This is a genomic window from Thiobacter subterraneus (genome assembly GCF_055379455.1).
Map to the genome: position 1 here is coordinate 2,012,390 of NZ_AP042402.1, position 19,656 is coordinate 2,032,045.

15 protein-coding genes and 3 pseudogenes are annotated in these 19,656 nt (G+C 63.3%); 12 read left to right on the top strand and 6 right to left on the bottom strand.

Annotation, left to right across the window (positions count from 1 at the left end; genetic code table 11):
* Position 1 precedes the first annotated feature (1 nt).
* The 12 genes and pseudogenes from ACZ42P_RS09950 (at position 2) to ACZ42P_RS10005 (ending at position 13,681) form a co-directional block, all read left to right on the top strand.
* The gene (locus ACZ42P_RS09950) at positions 2-883 is read left to right on the top strand and encodes an alpha-1,2-fucosyltransferase (RefSeq protein ID WP_464897400.1); all 882 of its coding nucleotides are present in this window, start codon (positions 2-4) and stop codon (positions 881-883) included.
* A complete protein-coding gene (locus tag ACZ42P_RS09955) occupies positions 868-1,959 on the top strand; it encodes a glycosyltransferase family 2 protein (RefSeq protein WP_464899397.1) in 1,092 nt (363 codons plus the stop codon). Before ACZ42P_RS09950 ends, ACZ42P_RS09955 begins: the two co-directional genes overlap by 16 nt.
* Positions 1,959-2,903 carry a glycosyltransferase family A protein gene (locus tag ACZ42P_RS09960; RefSeq protein ID WP_464897401.1) on the top strand — a complete coding sequence of 315 codons (945 nt, stop codon included), beginning with the start codon at positions 1,959-1,961 and terminating at the stop codon, positions 2,901-2,903. The genes ACZ42P_RS09955 and ACZ42P_RS09960 overlap by 1 nt, the downstream gene beginning before the upstream one ends.
* A gap of 16 nt (positions 2,904-2,919) precedes the next feature.
* A pseudogene (locus tag ACZ42P_RS09965) lies at positions 2,920-3,744 on the top strand (asparagine synthetase B family protein); the annotation flags it as partial.
* 222 nt (positions 3,745-3,966) lie between these two features.
* A pseudogene (locus ACZ42P_RS09970) lies at positions 3,967-4,161 on the top strand (endonuclease domain-containing protein); the annotation flags it as partial.
* A 417-nt stretch (positions 4,162-4,578) separates the two neighbouring features.
* Positions 4,579-5,928 (top strand): annotated as a pseudogene (locus ACZ42P_RS09975) (asparagine synthetase B family protein); the annotation flags it as partial.
* 33 nt (positions 5,929-5,961) lie between these two features.
* Entirely contained in the window at positions 5,962-7,134 is a 1,173-nt protein-coding gene (locus ACZ42P_RS09980) for an ATP-binding protein (RefSeq protein ID WP_464897402.1), read from the top strand.
* Between the two features lie 27 nt (positions 7,135-7,161).
* A complete protein-coding gene (locus ACZ42P_RS09985; RefSeq protein WP_464897403.1) occupies positions 7,162-8,472 on the top strand; it encodes a glycosyltransferase family 4 protein in 1,311 nt (436 codons plus the stop codon).
* A gap of 77 nt (positions 8,473-8,549) precedes the next feature.
* The gene (locus ACZ42P_RS09990; protein ID WP_464897404.1) at positions 8,550-9,695 is read left to right on the top strand and encodes an ATP-binding protein; all 1,146 of its coding nucleotides are present in this window, start codon (positions 8,550-8,552) and stop codon (positions 9,693-9,695) included.
* A 40-nt stretch (positions 9,696-9,735) separates the two neighbouring features.
* Positions 9,736-10,641, top strand: coding sequence for an NAD-dependent epimerase/dehydratase family protein (locus ACZ42P_RS09995; RefSeq protein WP_464897405.1), 906 nt, complete (start codon positions 9,736-9,738; stop codon positions 10,639-10,641).
* A complete protein-coding gene (locus ACZ42P_RS10000; protein ID WP_464897406.1) occupies positions 10,638-11,198 on the top strand; it encodes a sugar transferase in 561 nt (186 codons plus the stop codon). Before ACZ42P_RS09995 ends, ACZ42P_RS10000 begins: the two co-directional genes overlap by 4 nt.
* A 587-nt stretch (positions 11,199-11,785) precedes the next feature.
* Positions 11,786-13,681: a polysaccharide biosynthesis protein gene (locus ACZ42P_RS10005; protein WP_464897407.1), complete on the top strand. Its 1,896-nt coding sequence runs from the start codon at positions 11,786-11,788 to the stop codon at positions 13,679-13,681.
* Here the strand turns inward: ACZ42P_RS10005 and ACZ42P_RS10010 are convergent.
* Genes ACZ42P_RS10010 through ACZ42P_RS10035 form a run of 6 tightly spaced genes read right to left on the bottom strand, consistent with a single transcriptional unit; the run spans position 13,624 to position 19,653 of the window.
* A complete protein-coding gene (locus tag ACZ42P_RS10010) occupies positions 13,624-14,619 on the bottom strand; it encodes a glycosyltransferase family 9 protein (protein ID WP_464897408.1) in 996 nt (331 codons plus the stop codon). The two genes, ACZ42P_RS10005 and ACZ42P_RS10010, sit on opposite strands and share 58 nt — an antisense overlap.
* Entirely contained in the window at positions 14,616-15,734 is a 1,119-nt protein-coding gene (locus ACZ42P_RS10015; protein ID WP_464897409.1) for a glycosyltransferase family 4 protein, read from the bottom strand. Before ACZ42P_RS10015 ends, ACZ42P_RS10010 begins: the two co-directional genes overlap by 4 nt.
* Positions 15,715-17,001 (bottom strand): O-antigen ligase family protein, encoded by a 1,287-nt coding sequence (locus ACZ42P_RS10020; protein ID WP_464897410.1) that lies wholly within the window; start codon positions 16,999-17,001, stop codon positions 15,715-15,717. Before ACZ42P_RS10020 ends, ACZ42P_RS10015 begins: the two co-directional genes overlap by 20 nt.
* Positions 16,992-17,969 (bottom strand): glycosyltransferase, encoded by a 978-nt coding sequence (locus ACZ42P_RS10025; RefSeq protein ID WP_464897411.1) that lies wholly within the window; start codon positions 17,967-17,969, stop codon positions 16,992-16,994. The genes ACZ42P_RS10020 and ACZ42P_RS10025 overlap by 10 nt, the downstream gene beginning before the upstream one ends.
* Complete coding sequence (locus ACZ42P_RS10030; protein ID WP_464897412.1) at positions 17,966-18,940, bottom strand: glycosyltransferase family protein; 975 nt, start codon at positions 18,938-18,940, stop codon at positions 17,966-17,968. Before ACZ42P_RS10030 ends, ACZ42P_RS10025 begins: the two co-directional genes overlap by 4 nt.
* Positions 18,940-19,653, bottom strand: a complete 714-nt coding sequence (locus tag ACZ42P_RS10035) for an FkbM family methyltransferase (RefSeq protein ID WP_464897413.1) — start codon at positions 19,651-19,653, stop codon at positions 18,940-18,942. Before ACZ42P_RS10035 ends, ACZ42P_RS10030 begins: the two co-directional genes overlap by 1 nt.
* Positions 19,654-19,656: the final 3 nt, after the last annotated feature.

Consider the following 19,656-nt stretch of genomic DNA (forward strand, 5'->3'; position numbering starts at 1 on the left):
CATGATCATCGTTCGTCTCTGTGGTGGCCTCGGCAACCAGATGTTTCAGTATGCGGCGGGGGTGGCGGCTGCCTGGCGCAGAGGAAGTGAAGTCAAGTTCGATACTGAGTGGTTTGAGACCACGCGCCTGCACCAGGGCCTCGAGTTGCAACGCGTCTTTGGGCTCGAGCTACCCGAGCCGTCAAGCAAGGATCTTCAAAAAGTGTTGGGCGCGTGCGCACGACCTGCGGTGAGGCGGTTGTTGTCGCGCCGTTCTTTGCGGAGCCTCCGGCCGAAGGCGCTGGTCATCGAACCCCATTTCCATTACTGGGGCGGCATCGAGCATCTGCCCGACGATGTGTACCTGGACGGCTACTGGCAAAGCGAAAGATATTTTTCCTGCGTCGCCGACACGATCCGGCAACAGTACCGTTTCATCGAGCCGCTGGACCCGCGCAATGCCGCGCTAATCGATGAAATGCAGGGCCGCGAGAGCGTCTCCCTGCACATTCGCCGCGGCGATTTTGTGAGCGACCCCCGGGCAAGACGTGTACACGGCGTGGACTTGTCGGAATATTACCCAGCTGCGGTTGCTACGATGATCGAAAAGACCGGAGCTGAGCGCTTCTATGTCTTTTCCGATGACCCCCAATGGGTTCTGGAGCATCTCAGATTGCCCGTCCCGTACACGGTGGTCGACCACAACCGCGGCGCAGCAAGTTATCGCGACATGCAGCTGATGAGCGCGTGTCGGCATCATATCATCGCCAACAGCAGCTTCAGCTGGTGGGGAGCGTGGCTCAATCCGCGTCCGGACAAAATCGTCATTGCGCCCAGACAGTGGTTTAATGTTGACGACTTTGACACACGAGACCTGTATTGCCCTGGATGGACCGTTTTGTGACTTCCAATAAGCAAAGCAACAAGCCGTTGCTGTCGGTGCTGATGCCGGTATTCAATGCCGAAGCCTACGTCGGGCAGGCGGTCGAGTCGATTCTTGGGCAGAGCTTTCAGGATTTTGAGTTCATCATCATCGATGATGGCTCCACTGATAATAGCCTTTCCATTCTGAAGCGTTATGCCGCGCAAGATGCTCGTATAAACCTTGTTAGCCGTGAGAACCGAGGTTTGGTTGCGACGCTCAATGAGGGGATCGCCCTAGCCCGCGGAGAATGGATAGCCCGCATGGATGCCGACGATGTGGCCATTCCCGGTCGATTTCGTTTACAGCTTGCCGCGCTTGAACGTGAAAAGGCGGATTTTTGTGGAGGGGCTGTCGAGTGTTTCGGCGCCTGGCGTGCCTTCTGGCCCTACCCACTGACTCATGAAGCCTGCGAGGCTCGCCTGCTGTTCCATGTGCCCTTCGCCCATCCGACCGTTATCGGACGGCGGTCGGCGTTTGCAGAATTAGGCTACGATCCTGATTTTGCGCAGGCACAGGATTACGATCTCTGGCAACGCGCCTGGGCGAGCGGCTACAAATTCGTCAATGTCCACGAAATCGTATTGCGCTACCGCGTGCACGCAGGCCAGGTTTCGGCAAGAAAAACGGCCGAGCAACAGAACAAGGCGGATGCTGTGCGCAGGCGCCATTGGCAGGCGCTGTTGCCGGGGATGGATGAAGGGGAAATCGACCGCATCCTTCAAATGCTGCGTACCGGCAAGGGCGAAACCTCACCCCTGCTGCCGTGGCTTCTGAGTCTGTTGAGCCGCTACTCCGGCGAGGCGCGGGAAACACTGCTGTTCGACAGCTATCGGGCGTTCTGTCGGCTGGCGGGGAATGATCGGGCCGCGGCGAGTAATTGGATTGCACTTAATAAGCACGCCTTTCCTGGCGCCTTCGGAATAAGGAGTGTTTTGCGCTACGGACAATTGTGGGTGTTGTCGACTTTTAGGGTGAAGAAGACCGGTGCGCTTTATCGATTGTTGTTTCGTGCTTATCGTTCGGCTTCGTCTTTTTGGGGCGGTAGGTTGGGCTAATGTTGTCGGTCGTGATACCACTTTACAACAAGGCGCCGCATATTACCAATGCAGTGGAAAGCGTTTTGGCGCAAAGCGAGCTGCCGGATGAGATTATCGTGGTGGATGATGGTTCGACGGACGGTGGTGGAGATCTGCTGTCACCATATGTTGAAAAATTTGGTGTTCGGCTGATCCGGCAAGAAAATTCAGGCGTCAGTGCAGCAAGGAATCGGGGGGTCTATGCGGCAACGGGTGAATACGTCACTTTTCTCGATGCCGACGACGTCTGGCTGCCTAATCACCTTGCGACTCTGCGGCGGTTGATTGACAAATATCCTGAGGCCTCCTTATTGAGCACGGCGCACGCGATCGAGCGGGATGGTCAGCGATATCGACCAAAATGCAACTACAAAGAGGGTTGGGAGGGGCTCGTTCAGGACTTCTTCGCAGAATACGCCGCGGGTTTGGGGTTGGTCAACTCCATCACGGCTGGTGTCAGAAAAAAAGACTTTCTTCGTGCGGGTGGTTTCCCTGCTGGCGTGAGGCGAGGGGAAGATATTGTTTGCTGGATCAATATGGCCTTGCGCTATCCGGTTGCCCATGCCGAGGTTGTCACAGCGGTCTATTACCAGGACGCGGTGAATCGCACCGACAGGCTGCGGGAAACAGAACCGCCTGGATCCTTGCAACATATTGCCAAGCTGTTGCAAGGGGATGGTCTGACTAGTTCCCAAAGAGCGGGATTGACGCGGTTGTTCGATCGCATCGCTTTTTTCACGGCGGCGGGTTTTCGTGCGAATGGGGACGTGGTGGGGGTCGATGCCATTAAGAAGCTGGCCTGGCAAACCGGACGCTATCGAATCAGCCTGGCGACGACTGCGTTGCGTTTCACGCCCGGCGGAGTGCTGCGGGTTGCTAAGAGATTTCGTCACCCGCGTGTGATTGCGGCGGCTAGTTCCTGAAAAGAAACGGTAGTCAATGTGCGGCCTGACCGGTTTCTGGACGCCTGAGCGTTTGCCCCAGCCGCTGGATATCGTCGCGCGGCGCATGGCCGACACCCTGACCCACCGCGGGCCCGACGACGCGGGTGTGTGGGTGGATGAGGGGGTGGGGCTGGCGCTCGCGCATCGGCGGTTGTCCATTCTCGATCTTTCCCCTGCCGGCCACCAGCCGATGGTGTCGGCCTCGGGCCGGTACGTGATCGTATTCAATGGGGAGATCTACAACCATCTTGAGTTGAGGACGGCCCTCACCCCCAACCCCTCACCCCCGGCCCCTCTCCCGGAAGGAGAGGGGTATGGCCCTCACCCCCAACCCCTCTCCCAACGGGAGAGGGGTGTGGTCCCCACCCCCGACCCCTCTCCCGGAAGGAGAGGGGAGGGTCCCTCACCTAAGCTCCTCCCCCCGGGACAAAGGGGAGTGAGGTGGCGTGGCCATTCCGATACCGAAACGCTGTTGGCTGCCCTTGAAGCCTGGGGTATCGAAAAGACGCTTACCCGCTGCGTGGGCATGTTCGCCCTGGCACTGTGGGACCGGGCGACCCGCACGCTCACACTGGCGCGCGACCGCATGGGTGAAAAGCCGCTCTACTATGGCTGGGTGCGCGGGGCGCTGGTGTTTGGCTCGGAGCTGAAGGCGCTGCGGGCGTATCCGGGTTTCGACAACGCCGTCGATCGGCGCGCGCTGGCGCTCTTTATGCGGCACAACTACGTGCCCGCGCCGTGGAGCATTTTTGAGAACATCTGGAAGCTGCCGCCGGGGTGTTATGTGCAGTTTGTGGCAGCTGCCCACACCGCCGTCCCCTCTCCCGAAGGGAGAGGGGAGTGGCCCTCACCCCCAACCCCTCTCCCAATGGAAGAGGGGGGTGCGCTGATCCTCCCTACAGACGGCGAGGCACGCAGCAATGAACCCCTCTCCCGCTTGCGGGAGAGGGGCAGGGGTGAGGGTCGCCGCATGCCAGATGACCTGCGCGAATTCGTGCGCAAACTCCGCCGCGACGCTACGGATGCAGAACGCCTGATGTGGTTTTTGCTGCGCGATCGCCGCCTGGCCGGGCGTAAGTTTCGCCGCCAGCATCCGGTAGCGCCCTATGTGCTCGATTTTTATTGCCCGGAGCTTGCTCTGGCCATCGAGCTGGATGGCGGGCAGCATGCGGTGGCTCGGGCCCACGATGCCCGAAGAGATGCTTTTCTCGCGCAGCGTGGGATTCGCGTTTTGCGGTTCTGGAATCATGAGGTGCTCACGCAGACCGAGGCAGTGCTTGAGCGGATATGGCGCGAGGTTTGCCCCTCACCCCCGCCCCCTCTCCCGGAGGGAGAAGGGTGTGCCCCTCACCCCCAACCCATCTCACAGGGCGAGAGGGGCGCAGCCCTCACCCCCAACCCCTCTCCCAATGGGAGAGGGGAGATTACCCACACCCCCAACCCCTCTCCCAATGGGAGAGGGGAGATTACCCTCACCCCCGTCCCCTCTCCCGGAGGGAAAGGGGAGTGGCCCTCACCCCCAACCCCTCTCCCGGAGGGAGAGGGGTCTCTTTTGTACCCCTCTCCCGCCAGCGGGAGAGGGGTGAGGGGTGAGGGTGGCGCGGCGGTGCCTTATTGCCTCGGCACCTTCCCCACCCCCGGCTCGATGGGGAAGGTCACGCCTTACTGGTCGCTGCGCCAGGTGGTCGAGGCAGGCTTGCGCGAGCCCTTTGCGGGCACGGAAGCCGAGGCGGTGGAAGAACTCGACCGCCTGCTGCGCCAGAGTCTTGCCGGCCAGATGATCGCCGACGTGCCCATTGGGGCGTTTCTCTCCGGCGGCATCGATTCCAGCACGGTGGTGGCGCTGATGCAGGCGCAAAGCAGTCGGCCAGTCAAAACCTTTACCATCGGCTTTCACGAGGGGGATTACAACGAGGCCGTGCATGCGGCGGCGGTGGCGCGGCATCTGGGCACGGACCACACCGAGCTCTACGTCACGCCGGAGGAGGCCATGGCGGTGATCCCGCGGCTGCCGGCGCTCTACGACGAACCCTTCGCTGATTCGTCGCAGATTCCCACTTTTTTGGTGGCCCAACTCGCCCGCCAGCATGTAACGGTGAGCCTTTCCGGGGATGGCGGCGATGAGCTCTTCGGGGGCTACAACCGTTATTTCTGGACGCGCGCGCTGTGGAAGCGATTGAGCACGGTGCCCATGCCGATGCGCCGCGCCCTTGCCGCCGTGATGACGGCACCGTCCCCGCAGGCCTGGAACCGCGTTTTTGCGCTGGTCGGGCCATTGCTGCCGCGGCGTCTTCGGGTGAAGCTCGCGGGCGACAAGATGCACAAGCTGGCGGAGTTGGTGGGGCTCGATTCCCTTGAGGCGGTGTACCGCTATCTCGTCTCCCACTGGAAGCATCCGGCCGAGGAACTCGTGATCGGCGCGACCGAGCCGCAGACCATTCTCTCTGAGCGTGCGGACTGGCCGGCAGAGCTCGCTCAGGGCCGGCGCCCCTTCGAGGACGTGATGATGTTCCTCGACCAGCTCACCTACCTGCCGGACGACATTCTGGTGAAGGTGGACCGTGCGGCGATGGGGGTGAGTCTGGAAACCCGCGTGCCGCTCCTGGATCACCGCATCGTGGAATTTGCCTGGCGGCTGCCTCTTTCGATGAAGATCCGCGACGGCCAATCCAAATGGCTGCTGCGGCAGGTGCTCTACCAATACGTGCCCCGTGAACTCATCGAACGGCCGAAGATGGGCTTTGGCGTGCCGCTGGACCAGTGGCTGCGCGGGCCGCTGCGCGCGTGGGCGGAGGATCTGCTTTCCGAGGAGCGGCTCAGGCGCGAGGGCTTTGTCAACCCCGCGCCCGTGCGGGAGAAGTGGGCCGAGCATCTCTCCGGCCGGCGCAACTGGGCGTATTACCTGTGGGATGTCTTGATGTGGCAGGCCTGGCTGGAGTCCCAGCATGCCCAATCATGGAACTTCCCGACCATAACGTGTCCGGTTAATTGTCAATTCAATTGACATCCGCCCGGATGGCCGGCTAGACTGGCCGCCATGATTCCCCGGCAGGCGCTGGTTTCTCTGCGGCAACTCGCGGGCTGGTATCCGGCGGTCGCGATCGTTGGGCCGCGCCAGTCGGGCAAGACGACCCTGGCCCGCCTCGCGTTTCCAGACAAACCCTATGTCTCGCTGGAAAACCCGGACGAGCGGGACTTTGCGCGCCAGGACGCGCGCGCCTTTCTAGGCCGCTTTCCCGAAGGGGCGATCCTAGACGAGATGCAGCGCGCGCCGGAGCTCTTTTCCTGGTTGCAGGAAGTGCTCGATGCCGACCGCCGCACCGGCCGCTTCATCCTGACGGGCTCGTGGCAGCCGGGCTTGCGCGGCGGCATCGCCCAGTCCCTGGCGGGTCGGGTGGGGCATTTGAACCTGCTGCCCCTGTCGATGCAGGAACTGCAGGAGGCGAGGCGCCTGCCCGGCACATTGGCCGAGTATCTGCTCAAAGGCGGGTTTCCGCCGATTTACCATCGGGCGATTCCGCCCCATGTATGGTTTGCCGATTACACGGCGACGTATCTCGAACGCGATGTGCGCCAGATTCTGGAATTGCGCGATTTGGCTGCCTTTCACCGTTTCCTGCGCATGTGCGCAGCGCGCACCGGGCAGCTCGTCAATCTCTCGCAGCTTGCCGCCGACTGCGGGATCACCCACAACACGGCCAGGAGCTGGCTGTCGGTGCTCGAGGCGAGCTTCCTGGTCTTTCTGCTGCCGCCCTGGCATCGCAATCTCGGCAAGCGGCTGGTGAAAACGCCGAAGCTCTATTTCCTCGATGTGGGGCTTGGGGCCTGGCTCGCCGGCCAGCGCAGCGAAGAGGCCATTGCGCTGGGGCCGATGCGCGGCCCCCTGTTCGAGACCTGGGTGGTGAGCGAGACGGTCAAGACCCTGCGCAACCGGCTCCTGCCCCATGAACTGTTTTTCTACCGCGATGCCCATGGCCGGGAGATCGATCTGATCCTGGAAGTGGACGGGGCGCCGCGCCTGGCGCTGGAGTGCAAGGCGGGCGAGACCCCGGCCGGGGACTGGTTTGCGCCGCTCGAAAGGCTGGCCAGAGAAATCGGCGCTGCCAGCGCTGCGGTGGTTTTCGGGGGCGACGGTGACCAGCCGCGCGAACCGGTGCCGGCTGTCGGCTGGCGCCACCTGCCGGACCTGCTGGCAAGGGCGATGGGGTAGGCGATGCCGGCGGCAGGCAAGCACCTTTTGTTTCTGGTCACCGAGGACTGGTATTTTGTTTCGCACCGTCTTGCCTTGGCCAGGGCGGCGAAGGAGGCCGGGTTCGAAGTGACGGTGATCACCCGCTGCAATACCAAATGCGCGGCGATTAAGGCGGCGGGGCTGCGGGTGGTGCCGTTCGGGATGGCGCGGCGCGGGTTGAACCCTTTGGGGCTGCTGCGCGAAGTGATAGGTGTGGCGCGGCTCTACCGGAACCTCAGGCCGGATATCGTGCATCATGTGGCGCTGCGTCCGGTGGTGGTGGGCGGGCTGGCGGCACGGCTGGCAGGAGTGAGGAATGTGGTGTCCGCCGTGGCGGGGATGGGGTACGCGTTTGCCCTCACCCCCAGCCCCTCTCCCCGAGGGAGAGGGGAAGATGCCCTCACCCCCGGCCCCTCTCCCCGAGGGAGAGGGGAAGATACCCTCACCCCCGGCCCCTCTCCCAAGGGGAGAGGGGGGCCTATTTTGTCCCCCTCTCCCGCCAGCGGGAGAGGGGTTAGGGGTGAGGGCGGCGGTTCTTCTGCGTTACAGCCTACTTCCCATCCATACGCCAGAAGGGGATCCCTTTTAACCAGGCGGCTTCTTGGGTTCGCTCTCGAAAAGCTTTTGTCTCTCGCGCTTACGCGCGGCACGGTCATCGTCCAGAACCCGGACGACGCGGCGTTGGTGCGGCAGCTCGGTGTGGCGGACGGCCGCATCGCGCTGATTCCCGGGGCCGGCGTGGATACGGAACGGTTCGTGCCCCGGCCGGAACCGGCAGGCGTGCCCGTGGTGATGCTGGCCTCGCGGCTGCTGTGGGACAAAGGGGTGGGCGAGTTCATTGAAGCGGCGCGCAGCCTCAGGGGGCGCGCGCGTTTCGTCTTAGTCGGTGCGCCGGACCCGGGCAACCCGGCGAGTGTTGCCGAAGCCGATCTTGAAGCGTGGGTGCGGGAGGGCGTGGTGGAATGGTGGGGCCGGCGCGATGACATGGCCGCAACCCTCAATGCCGCGCACATCGTTTGTCTGCCTTCTTACCGCGAAGGGATGCCCAAGGTGCTGCTCGAGGCCATGGCCTGCGGGCGGGCATGCGTCACCACCGATGCGCCGGGCTGCCGCGACTGCGTGCGGGATGGTGACAATGGCCTCATCGTGCCGGTGAAAGATGCGGCGGCGCTCGCTGCTGCGATCGGGCGGCTGCTGGACGATCCGCGCTTACGCCGGCAAATGGGCGAACGGGGGCGGCAACGGGCGGTGACCGAGTTCAGTCAGGAAGTCGTGATCGGGGCTACATTGGCACTGTATCGCGGGGCGCTGTCCTGATGGACAGTCGGCCAGGGAATTTGACAATCGTGATAAGTGTTGTGGATAATCCGGATATTCCACAATAGAGATGTTATATGACCGAAGTCGTCCGGATCCTGGACCTAAAATCCTTGCTGGCGCGGAAGTCCTTTTTTCTCTTCGGGCCACGGGCTACGGGAAAATCGACTTTGGTCCGTCAGCAGTTGGGGGATGAGGCTTACGTCATCGATCTGCTGGATTCGCGCCAATATCTACGGCTGTCCGCGAGCCCATACGAGTTGAAGGCGATGACCGAGGCGAGCCAAAGGCCACTGGTGGTGATCGATGAGGTGCAGCGGATTCCCGAGCTTTTGAATGAGGTCCATCGACTGATCGAGCTCAAAGGACAGCGTTTCCTGCTGACGGGCAGCAGTGCCCGTAAGCTGCGCCGCGGGCAGGCCAATCTGCTTGCAGGGCGGGTCTGGGAGGCACGTCTTTTCCCGCTCATCTGGCGGGAAATCAGCGATTTCGATCTGGATCGTTATCTGCTGGTCGGCGGCTTGCCGTCCGTCTGGTTGAGCCAGGAGCCGGTGGAAGAGCTTGACGCCTATGTCCACACCTACCTCACCGAAGAGATCATGGCCGAGGGCCTGGTGCGCAAGCTGCCACCGTTTTCCCGTTTCCTGCGGGCGATGGCGCTTTCCAATGGCGAGATGCTCAATTTCACGAAGCTGGCGAACGATTGTCAGGTGCCGCCCTCCACGGTCACGGAATACGTCGCATTGCTCGAAGACACGCTGGTAGGCTATCTGTTGCCGGCCTGGACGGCCTCCAGGAAGCGCAAAGCCATCCGCACGGCGAAGTTTTATTTCTTCGACTGCGGGGTGACGCACATGCTGGCCGGGACGCGTTCCTTAGACCGCAATTCCGATCTTTGGGGCAAGAGCTTCGAGCAGTTCATCGGCGGGGAGCTGCGCGCGTTTCTGAGTTACCAGCGCATCAAACGACCCCTTTCCTATTGGCGCTCGACCCATGGCGATGAAGTGGATTTCCTGATCGGCGAAGAGCTCGCCATCGAGGTCAAGGCAAGCCAGCGTGTGAGTTGGCGCGATTTCAAAGGCCTGGATCGCCTTGCGGAAGAAGGGGTGTTCAAGCACTACCTGCTGGTGAGCCAGGATCCTATCGAACTGAAGGATGGCGCACGCCATGCCTTGCCGTGGCAGCGCTTTCTGGAAGAGCTATGGGCGCGGCGCTGGATTTGACGCGTGCGGCATTGAGCAAGAGCCAGCGAAGGTGCGTGGCATGACCGTCCTCGTTACTGGCGCCGCGGGCTTTATCGGCAGCAGGCTCGCTGCCTCACTCGTCCACGATGATTTGATTCTACGGGCGCTGGTGCGGCGGCCGGCTGGGCTGGCCAACGAGGTGCCGGGTGATCTGCTCGATACAACTTCGCTTGCCCGCGCCTGCGAGGGTGTCGAGACCGTGTTCCACTGCGCGGGGCTGGCCGATGCCGATGCGCGGGATGGGGAGCAGCTTTGGCGCGTCAATGTCGAGGGGACGAAGCACCTGCTCGACGCAGCAGGCCGGGCCGGGGTGTGCCGCTTCGTGTTCTTTTCCAGCGTCAAGGCGATGGCGGAGCCGGGCGAGGAATGCGTCGATGAGGATTGGCCCGGTGAGCCGGCCACACCCTATGGCCGCGCCAAGCGGGCGGCGGAAGACGCGGTGCTGGAGGCCGGCGCACGCTTCGGCATGCATGTGGTGAATCTGCGCCTGGCGATGGTCTATGGCCGCGGCAGCCGCGGCAATCTGTGGAAGATGGCGCAGGCGGTCAAGAAGGGCTGGTTCCCCCCGCTGCCGGAGACGGGCAACCGGCGTTCCGTCGTGCATGTGGCGGACGTGGTGGCCGCGGCGCGCCTCGTGGCGCGGGATGCGCGTGCCAATGGCCGCACCTACATCGTCGCCGATCCGCGAGCTTATTCGGGCCGGGAAATTTATGATGCGCTGCGCGTGGCAGTCGGCCTGCCGCCGGCGCGCTGGCGGGTGGCCGCTGCGGCGTTTCGACTGGCAGGGGCGCTTGGCGGGCCGGCGGCGCGGATCAGCGAGCGGCTCTTTGGTTCGGCCTGTTACTCTCCGGCGCGCATCGAACGGGAGCTGGGCTGGCGGGCGGGCGTGGGGCTTGCGGAAGGCCTGCGGGAGATGTTTCCGTGATCCGGGCGCTGGATGTCATGCTGGCCGCTGTGGGGCTGGTCCTGGGCACGCCGGTGATGGCGGTGATTTTTCTGGCCGGCCTGTTCGACACGGGGTCGCCCCTTTTCTTCCAGGAGCGGGTGGGCCGCCACCGGCAGCCGTTCCGTCTGGTCAAGTTCCGGACCATGCGCCCCGGTACACCCGATGTGGGCACCCACCTGGCCGATCCGTCCCGGGTGACCGCTCTGGGGCGTTTCCTACGCCGAACCAAACTCGACGAGCTGCCACAGCTGTGGAACGTGCTCAGGGGCGAGATGAGCCTGGTCGGGCCCCGACCCTGCCTGCCGAACCAGACCGAACTCATTGCCGCCCGCGAGTGCCTGGGAGTGTTCGCGGTGCGGCCGGGGATCACAGGCCTTGCCCAGATCCGGGGTATCGACATGTCGGACCCGCAGCGGCTGGCCGCGGTGGATGCGGAGATGGTTCGCGGGTTCAGTGTGGGCAGTTATCTGAGAATCCTGCTGGCGACCATTCTGGGTGCCGGCCAGGGGGACCGGGTGAGGGCGGATCGGGGCTGAAGCCCCTCCCACAGAAGATGGGGCCCCAGTGGGTTGTGGGAGGCGCTTCAGCGGCGACATTGGGGGCCGGATGGGGGAATCGCGGCTGAAGCCGCTCCCACAAACAGCTCCAAGAAGCTCTGCTGTGGGAGGCGCTTCAGCGGCGACACTGTGGGGCAAATGGGGGATCGCGGCTGAAGCCGCTCCCACAGAAAATGGGGCCCCAGTGGGTTGTGGGAGGCGCTTCAGCGGCGGCACTGCAGGGGCAAATGGGGAATCGCGGCTGAAGCCGCTCCCACAAACAGCTCCAAGAACCTCTGCTGTGGGAGGCGCTTCAGCGGCGACACTGTGGGGCAAATGGGGGGAATCGCGGCTGAAGCCGCTCCCACAGAAACAGCCCCAAGAGACCCTGTCTGTGGGAGGCGCTTTAGCGGCGACCAGCGCAGGCAGATGGACCAGTTGCAACCAAAGCCGCCCCCACCGCCGCCGCCAACCCGCTTGCCGGTGTGGGGACGATGCCCGCGAGGGGCCAACACGGTAAACTTGGGTAACCATGCTCACCACCCCAAACCGCTGAAAGCCGGCAGCCTGCATCGACCCTTTCCCTGATGGCCTTCTTTTCTCCCGACAATCCATTCCTGCCCTGGCGCAACCCGCGGGCCCTGGCTGCCTTCGCCCATGATGTGGCGGCTGCGGCGGCCGCCTGGTGGCTTGCCTTCTGGCTGCGCTTCAGTCCGGACTGGCCGCTCCAGTTCACCCATCTGTTCTGGCAGGGCCTGCCCGCGGTGGTGCTGACCCAGGCGGTCTGCTTCGTCGGGTTTGGCCTTTACCGCGGCATGTGGCGCTTCGCCAGCCTGCCCGACCTGAAGCGCATCCTGGCTGCGGTGGGTGTGTCGGCGCTGGCCGCGCCGGCGGGGCTGTTGCTGCTCATCCCCGGTGCGGTGATTCCCCGCTCCGTGCTCGTCCTGGATCCCCTGCTGCTGGTGACGATCATGGGAGGCAGCCGGCTGGCCTACCGGGCGTGGAAGGAGCACCGCCTCGCTGCGCTCACCCATCCGGAACAGCGTCCCGCGCTGATTATCGGTGCAGGTTCCGGCGCGGATTTCTTCCTGCGGGAGCTGCGGCGCAATGCCTCGGCGCTGCGTCCGGTCGGCCTGCTGGACGACGATCCGGCCAAGTTGGGGCGCAGGCTGCAGGACGTGCCCGTGCTCGGGCGGATCGAGGATCTGCCGGCCCTCGCGCGCCGCACCGGCGCCGAGGTGGCGGTACTCGCCATGCCTTCTGCGCCCCACGGGGTGAAGCGGCGCGCGGCCGAGCTGGCCCTGCAGGCCGGAGTCGAGCTCCTCACCCTGCCCGCGCTGGAGGACGTGGTGGCGGGACGCGTGACCATCCAGGCCCTGCGGGGGCTGGAACTGGAAGACCTCCTGGGCCGCGATCCGGTGCGCCTGGATCTGGACGGACTCACCGGTGCGATCGAAGGCCACACCGTACTGGTCACCGGCGGGGCCGGGTCCATTGGCTCGGAGCTTGCTCGCCAGCTGGCCGCCTTCCGCCCGGGCCGCCTCGTCCTCGTCGATGCTTCGGAATTTGGGCTCTACCGCATGGGGGAGGAGTTCGCCCGGCGCTTTCCGGATCTGCCAATCGAGCTCGCCGCCGCCGACGTGCGCGACGCGGCACGCATGCAGGCGCTGTTTGAGCGCCACCGCCCGGCGCGCGTGTACCATGCCGCGGCCTATAAGCACGTGCCGCTGATGGAGGGGGACAACGCCCTCGAGTGCCTCAGGAACAACGTGCTGGGAACGTGGGTCACGGCACGCGCAGCGATCGCGGCAGGCGCGGAGAAGTTCGTGTTGGTTTCCACGGACAAGGCGGTGAATCCCACCAGCGTCATGGGGGCCTCCAAGCGCCTGGCGGAACTGGTCTGCCAGAGTCTGGAGGGACAGGCTACCCACTTCGTTTGCGTGCGCTTCGGCAACGTGCTGGGCTCCTCGGGCAGCGTGGTGCCCAAGTTCCGGGCCCAGATCGAGGCAGGCGGCCCCGTCACCGTTACCCATCCCGAGGTCGTGCGCTATTTCATGACCATTCCCGAAGCGGCGCAGCTCGTGCTGCAGGCCGGGCTGATGGGCAGGGGCGGTGAGATCTTCGTGCTGGACATGGGCGAACCGGTGAAGATCGTGGAACTGGCCCGCCTGATGATCCGGCTCGCGGGCCGCAGCGAGGAAGAGATCCCCATCGTCTTCACCGGCCTGCGGCCGGGCGAAAAACTCTACGAGGAACTCCTGGCCGACGAGGAAGCCACCCTGCCCACCCCCCACCCCCGGGTGCGCGTGGCCCGGGCTGCGGGCGATCCGGCTTGCGTGGCCCAGGCCCTGGACTGGATCCGCGCGACGGTGGACGCACCTGCGCAGATGGTGCGCGCCCAACTGAAGGGCTGGTTGCCGGACTATCAGCCAGTGCGGGCGGCGGATGCTCTGTCTCCCACTTCGTTGCAGAGCGCGTCGTAGGCTGCCAGGACCTCTTCCACGGTGATATCCGCCACGTGGCGGCTGGTGGGCTGCAACACGCGGTGTGGTACGCCCCATGGCCGCCAGTGGGCCGGGTCTGAATTCCCGAAAAATGCCACGATGGGTTTGCCAAGCCCCGCCGCGATGTGCATGGCGCCACCATCCGAGCAGATGACGATGTCGGCAAGGGAAAGCCCGGCGACCAGCTCACCCACCTCCCCAGTGGGCACGGGTGAGATCCTGGCGCTGGCCATTGCCGCGATGATTTCCTGGGCCTTCTCGTCGTCTCCGGGGTGGCGGGGGTTATCGGCCTTCCCGGGCGCCCAGAAGACCAGAATGCGTGCGGCACGGCCTGACGCAAGCAGCGTCCTACCCAGGGCAGCGAAATGCCCCGCCGGCCAGCGTTGGGCAGGCTTGCGTGCAGAAACGTGAAAGGCAACTGTGCGGCCGGGCACGGTGGGCAAAGGGAGTCGGCTTGCAAGCCTTTCCACGCGGTCGGGATCCACCCTGACGAGAACGGGGCCAGGTTGCCCCGTGACCCCGAGAGAGCGACCCAAGGCGAGGGTCACCTCGACTTCGTGACCGGATGCGGAAAAATCACGCTCGAGAATCCTCCGCACCCCGGCTAGCCTGGCGAGGCGCCTCGCCCCGGGTGACGGGCAGATTGCGACATCAATCCTGGCGCGCCGAAGGTGCCACAGAAGCCCAATGGTGTTACACCAGACGCCGAGGCGACTTTTCCCAGGCGCGCGGTGCTTCGCCTTCTGGTAGACGAAGACCGCATCGACATCGGGGTTCCCATTGAGAACCGGTGCGTTGTAGGTGTTGGCCAGAACTGCAATCCATGCTGTCGGATGGGCCTGCCGCAGAGCGTGAAGCAGGGGGGTGGTGCAGACCAGATCGCCGATATTGTCCCGTCGGATTACGAGAATTTTCACGGCCGCCATTCCCCTGCCCAGGCAACCACAGACTGGAGACGGGCCACAAAAACCTCGAAAGAGAAGCGTGCGAGATGGGGCTGGGCGGCAACGGGGTCTATGCGCATGGGCGCTTCGACGGCCTCTCTCAGCACCCGCGCGAAGTCGGCGCCCCCGTCTGTTCGCGGGTCGCGGTAGAGCCTGCCGGTGACACCATCCCGTATTGTTTCATTGAAGGGGGGCGCATCCGGGGCGAGCACCGGTGTGCCGCATGCCTGTGCTTCAATGACATTTAGACCCAGCGCCTCTTTTTCCGGGAGTCCGGTAAGAAGGTAGTCCACGCCAGCGTAAACTTCCGCAATGTTGGCCTGCATGCCCCAGAAACGTGTCCTGTCGGCTAAGGGGCGTAGGGCGCGCCGCAGGTCGCGTACCGACGCGTACCCCCCTGCGCCGAATACTTCGAGGGAAATGCCCGGCTGCCGGGCCAGAACGGGCGCCAAAATGGAAAACAAAAGGGGGAACTGCTTAATCGGTGTGATCCGGGACACGATGGCGAGGGTAATGCCGGGTCGTCGCTGATAGACTGGATGGTGCAGAAAGGCTTCCCAAAATGGCTCAATATACCCCAGCAGCCGGTCGCGGAGCTTCCTGCGGTCCCAGTCGTAGCAGCTTGCACGGCGGATCGGTCCCCGTGCCTCGCGACGTGTGACTTCGGCCACACCGTAAAGGGGCTCCTGCCATACAGGCAGCCCCGCTTCGATCAGGCCACGCTGCACCCAGCCGGAAACTGGGAACAGCATGTGGTGTCCCTGCAGCGAAGCCGGATTGCGTCCCTGCACCGGCATATGGACTACAGCGGTGCAAAGGTCACGGCCCCGTGCCAGGATCTCCCGCGGTACGGGGCCGTGACCCAGGATCCAGCAGGGCTTCTCCGGTACTGCAGTGGCAACTGCGTCAGTCCAGGCCGGAATGAGTTCCGTATCGCTGGCAAGTGATAGTCGCTGCCAAAAATCCGCCCGGGGGTGAACGATCAGCCGGCTTGGAACGCCCAGCGCCGATAGCGCTCGGGTGAGAAAGGCGGTATAGACCTCGCCGCCACCAAAGTGAGGCTGGAGGTTAATCTGGACGACGCGCATGACTCAATGCAAAGAGCAGACCGATTGCCAGCGCAGCGGCTGCGAGCCTTGATCCGTAAAACAGGCCATCGATCGATCCCCGAAGGAAAAATTGAAGGCCCACGAAAAACAGGGCGAGCCCTTCTCCGTGCCCCGTTTTCCACATTCGCCAGGCTGAATCCAAAAGCACGCAGACGAAGCCGAGGAGTAGGACTGCACCCACGACGCCATTGGCCAGGGTGAAGTCCAGCCAGCCGGAGTGGCTGCTTACGGCGCCCGGAATACCCCAGCGTTGCTCCACCCATCGCCCAAAGGCATCTCCCCCGTAGCCCAGCCCCTCAGGGTGCGCGCGGATGCCCTCCAGAGCCATGCGGGCCCAGGTGAGGCGCAAAAAAAAGGAACCATCGCTTCCTTCGGGCAGCGTATCCGCGATGGGCGCATTGCCCATCAGAGTGGCTGCATCAGGCGGACGCGTGACTGCCGCGCGAAGCTCGGCATATGCAGACGCCCAGCGGTCCTGACTGGTTGTCAGGAAGACGATGATGGCGCAAAGGGCCACGGCGAGCCACAGCCACCGTGTCCGAAGGGGCTGCCGAGAGGTCCCCAGGACCATTGCAACTGCGAACAGGAGAGCAGTCATTAGCTGTCCAGCCTTGGCGCGGAGCACAACTTCGGCGGTGAGAGCGAGCAGCAGCAGTAGAACCGTCCATCGGTTCGCCCATGCAAAAAGCCTGTGCCCCTGGGCGCGGGCTACCAAATCGGCCAGCAGCAGTGCAGTTGCAGTGGTCACGAACGGCGATGCGTAGCCATAGTTGCCCAGCCAGCTCATCCCCCATTGCAGGGGTTGCCCAAAAATGAGCCGCGTGGCTTGGTAGCCGAGTGTCCCCACGACATGAAGCATTGCTCCGGCAAGCAGAGCTATTGTGACTTCGCCGGGGCGGGGCCACAGGCGGATGAGCTCGACGCCAATGGCAGCCAGCAAGATGACTTTTCCCCATTCAGCCAACCACGCAGCAAAGGCATCTGCAGGCTGCCGCGCGACGACCAGCGCATGGAATGCAAGCCAGGCCGTGAGGACCAGAAACGCAGTTACCAGCCACTTCGATCCGCCAGTTTGTGTGACAGTGGCGCGCTCCCGACGGTGCATTCCCAGGAGCACGAGGTGTGTAATGCCGCAGGCCAAAAACAGCGTCCTCAAGGCGCCCGTGCCGGGGATTGACTGCAGGCCATAAAGCAACGGCAGCCAAGCAAGACTCCATGGATTTTGAATCAGCCGTTTCACTTCCATCCAAAGCCCCTGATCAGGCTCGTGGCCCACAGGCGAGCGATGCGCCGGCGTTGGGTGACGCCCCGAGCGTGGCGCCAAAGGAACCCGAAAAAGCCCGCCTTCCGGAGGCTACCCCACCAGCGCTGCGCGGCGGCACGGTCGGGCATTCTTTCCAGTTTGTGGAAAATTGCAAAGGCGCCGTCGACGAGATTGTGCTCAAGCAGGCGCCTTAGGTCTTGATCCTCCACGCCCGCCGCCAGGGCGGCGAGTTCGTGGGCGTTCACGACGCTACTGCGCACGATGCCGTCCAGTCTGTTCTGGAGCACCTCGCGGGAAAAATAACGAACCGGGATCCGGTAACGTACTGCAGACAGGTCGAGACTTTGGACCCTCGATGCCAGAAGCAGGGCCTGCGTCGTCCAGATCACGTCCTCATGGATAAGCCCCGGGATGAAACGCAGGCGGTGCTGTTCCAGGAATTCGCGGGAGTAAACGTGCATCCACACCATGTGCAGCAGCCGCCCGGCTCGCAAGCGCAGTCTGAGCCAAGTGGGGCCGTCGACCACTGGGCTCGCGTAGCCGGGACCATAGACAGGACGGTCTGGCTCCCGTCCTTCAAAGTGATAGGTGGCGTTGAGAATAACGAGGTCCAACCTGCCGGCTTCAAGTGCCTGTACGGCCCTTTCATAAGCATCCGGTTCCACCATGTCATCGGAGTCGAGGAAGGCTATATACCTGCCTCTTGCATGAGCGAGACCCGTGTTTCGGGCAGCGGAAAGCCCGGCATTGGGCTGTCTGATGATTTTCATGTTGGGCAACCTGCTCTGATATTCCGCCAGGATTGCCGGACACGCGTCGGTTGAACCATCGTCCACCGCGATGATTTCGTCGGGCATAAGAGAGGAGGCGGCCAGGCTGTCCAGGCAGGCCGCCAGATAGGGAGCCACGTTGTACACGGGCAACACCACCGAAAGGAGGGCGGCATTCATCCCAGTCTGCCCCTTTTGCCGGCATGCCAGTCCTCCAGCGCTTGGTGGAGCTTTTCTGCCCGATGGGCATAGGTGTGGTTCGCGAGGACGTGGTGATGACAGCGTTCCGCAAGCTCCCGTGCCAAGTCGAAATGGCGAAGCCAGAAGTCGATCTTCGCTACGCAGTCCTCCAGCCCTTCGTATTCGGCCCAGTTTTCCCCAAGAACGAAATCATCCCTTGCGTGCAGACGGCGATCGCACAGGAGAAAGCCACCACAGGCCGGGATGCCGTAGCACCTCTCCGGCAAACCCGATGCAACTGGCGCGCCGTATTCGCAACACGCGCCGAAATTGAGATTGATGCGACTCCTCTGGATCAGCTCCACTTGTTCGGCGGCTGAGAGACCGGTGGCTTCGCGGAAAAGGAAACGGATACCTTTTTCCCGAAGCCGGTCCCCCAAGGCTGCAAAAAACACTTCCCGGGCTTGCATTTCCTTATAGCGACGACCGTTCATGGCCCCAATGAAACTCACGTCCCACAGATAGCGGTCCGGGTTGCGCAACTCTGCCAGAGTGGTGCCGTTTAGGTGGTAACTCTCAACGTCAGCGGCGTTAGGGAGGTAGATAATGGCGTCCGCGAACTGGCGCCGGGTATCGATTAGTGTATGCGTGGCGTATAGGTCGTAAAGACGTGACCGGTCGAGAAGATCAAGGCGCCACGGAGCACGGTTGAGATAGTGCGGCGCGTCCTGGTTCCACGCAAAGAGGGGGATGCGGTGCGGACGCAGCCGTTGGCGCAACCACCACACTTGTAGCGGATGGCGGAGACCCTCGTAGAACCATGTGTAAACCCCAAGGACACGACCGGGGTTGTCGCGCAGGGCAGCTTCGCCCGCACCTTCCGCACAAAGCATCAGGCCGCGTCGCTCCAGCTCCCGCTGCAGTGCCGGGTGCAGGCTGAGATGATTGAGTACCAGAATATCACGCCCCATCAGGACAAACGATGGAGAAAAAGGACGTTCTTCCGGAGCAGCGTGAAATCGATGGCAAAGCCCCGTGCAACAAGGCTGGCGAGCATTCCGGAGAGAGTGGCGTTGTCCAGCACGTCCGGATGTGTCTCGACGCAGATCTTCTTGACTGATGAGAGATCTGCTTCGGCAAACAGTTCGAATTCACCTCCTTCTATGTCAACAATGAGAAAAGTGGGTCGGACCCGCCGAAGCTCGGTGTTTAAATCCAACTGCGGAACGGTGGTTTGGTGGCTCCCTGCGCGGTGGGCGGAGGATGACCAGAAGTCCTCGGCGAGGTGGAAGCGGCGCGTTCCTTCCCCCTTGCCGAGTATTGCGTTCACGAGGTGTGGACGGACCTGGTTGCGGGAGAAGACCTCTTCCAGCAGCGGGATCAGGCCGGGATTCGCCTCGTAGGTGAAAACGCGGTCGGAACCAATAATGCGTGCGCAGTAGACAGCGAGAAAACCCAGTCCCGTCCCCACCTCGAAGACTGTGTCGTCCGGGGCAAGTCGTCTGCTGACGATCTCGAATTCCTTGTCCTCGTACTCGCCCAGCCAGATTTGCCGCGCGACCCCAAGAGGGATCCCGGCTTTTAGCAGCGGGAGCATAACACCGTGTTGACCTGCCCATGCGGGCTTGTAAAAGTGCCAGAGGATTTTTTTCAGCCTGCGACGTGTTCTGCGTCCGCCTGCCATTTC

Excerpts from the sequence above, each read along its gene's own strand:
- ACZ42P_RS10005 (WP_464897407.1), top strand. The coding sequence starts at position 11,786 with ATGGCCTTCTTTTCTCCCGACAATCCATTCCTGCCCTGGCGCAACCCG.
- ACZ42P_RS09980 (WP_464897402.1), top strand. The coding sequence starts at position 5,962 with ATGATTCCCCGGCAGGCGCTGGTTTCTCTGCGGCAACTCGCGGGCTGG.
- ACZ42P_RS09950 (WP_464897400.1), top strand. The coding sequence starts at position 2 with ATGATCATCGTTCGTCTCTGTGGTGGCCTCGGCAACCAGATGTTTCAG.
- ACZ42P_RS09955 (WP_464899397.1), top strand. The coding sequence starts at position 868 with ATGGACCGTTTTGTGACTTCCAATAAGCAAAGCAACAAGCCGTTGCTG.
- ACZ42P_RS10030 (WP_464897412.1), bottom strand. The coding sequence starts at position 18,940 with ATGGGGCGTGATATTCTGGTACTCAATCATCTCAGCCTGCACCCGGCA.
- ACZ42P_RS09960 (WP_464897401.1), top strand. The coding sequence starts at position 1,959 with ATGTTGTCGGTCGTGATACCACTTTACAACAAGGCGCCGCATATTACC.
- ACZ42P_RS10020 (WP_464897410.1), bottom strand. The coding sequence starts at position 17,001 with ATGGAAGTGAAACGGCTGATTCAAAATCCATGGAGTCTTGCTTGGCTG.
- ACZ42P_RS09990 (WP_464897404.1), top strand. The coding sequence starts at position 8,550 with ATGACCGAAGTCGTCCGGATCCTGGACCTAAAATCCTTGCTGGCGCGG.
- ACZ42P_RS10035 (WP_464897413.1), bottom strand. The coding sequence starts at position 19,653 with ATGGCAGGCGGACGCAGAACACGTCGCAGGCTGAAAAAAATCCTCTGG.
- ACZ42P_RS09995 (WP_464897405.1), top strand. The coding sequence starts at position 9,736 with ATGACCGTCCTCGTTACTGGCGCCGCGGGCTTTATCGGCAGCAGGCTC.
- ACZ42P_RS10015 (WP_464897409.1), bottom strand. The coding sequence starts at position 15,734 with ATGCGCGTCGTCCAGATTAACCTCCAGCCTCACTTTGGTGGCGGCGAG.
- ACZ42P_RS10025 (WP_464897411.1), bottom strand. The coding sequence starts at position 17,969 with ATGAATGCCGCCCTCCTTTCGGTGGTGTTGCCCGTGTACAACGTGGCT.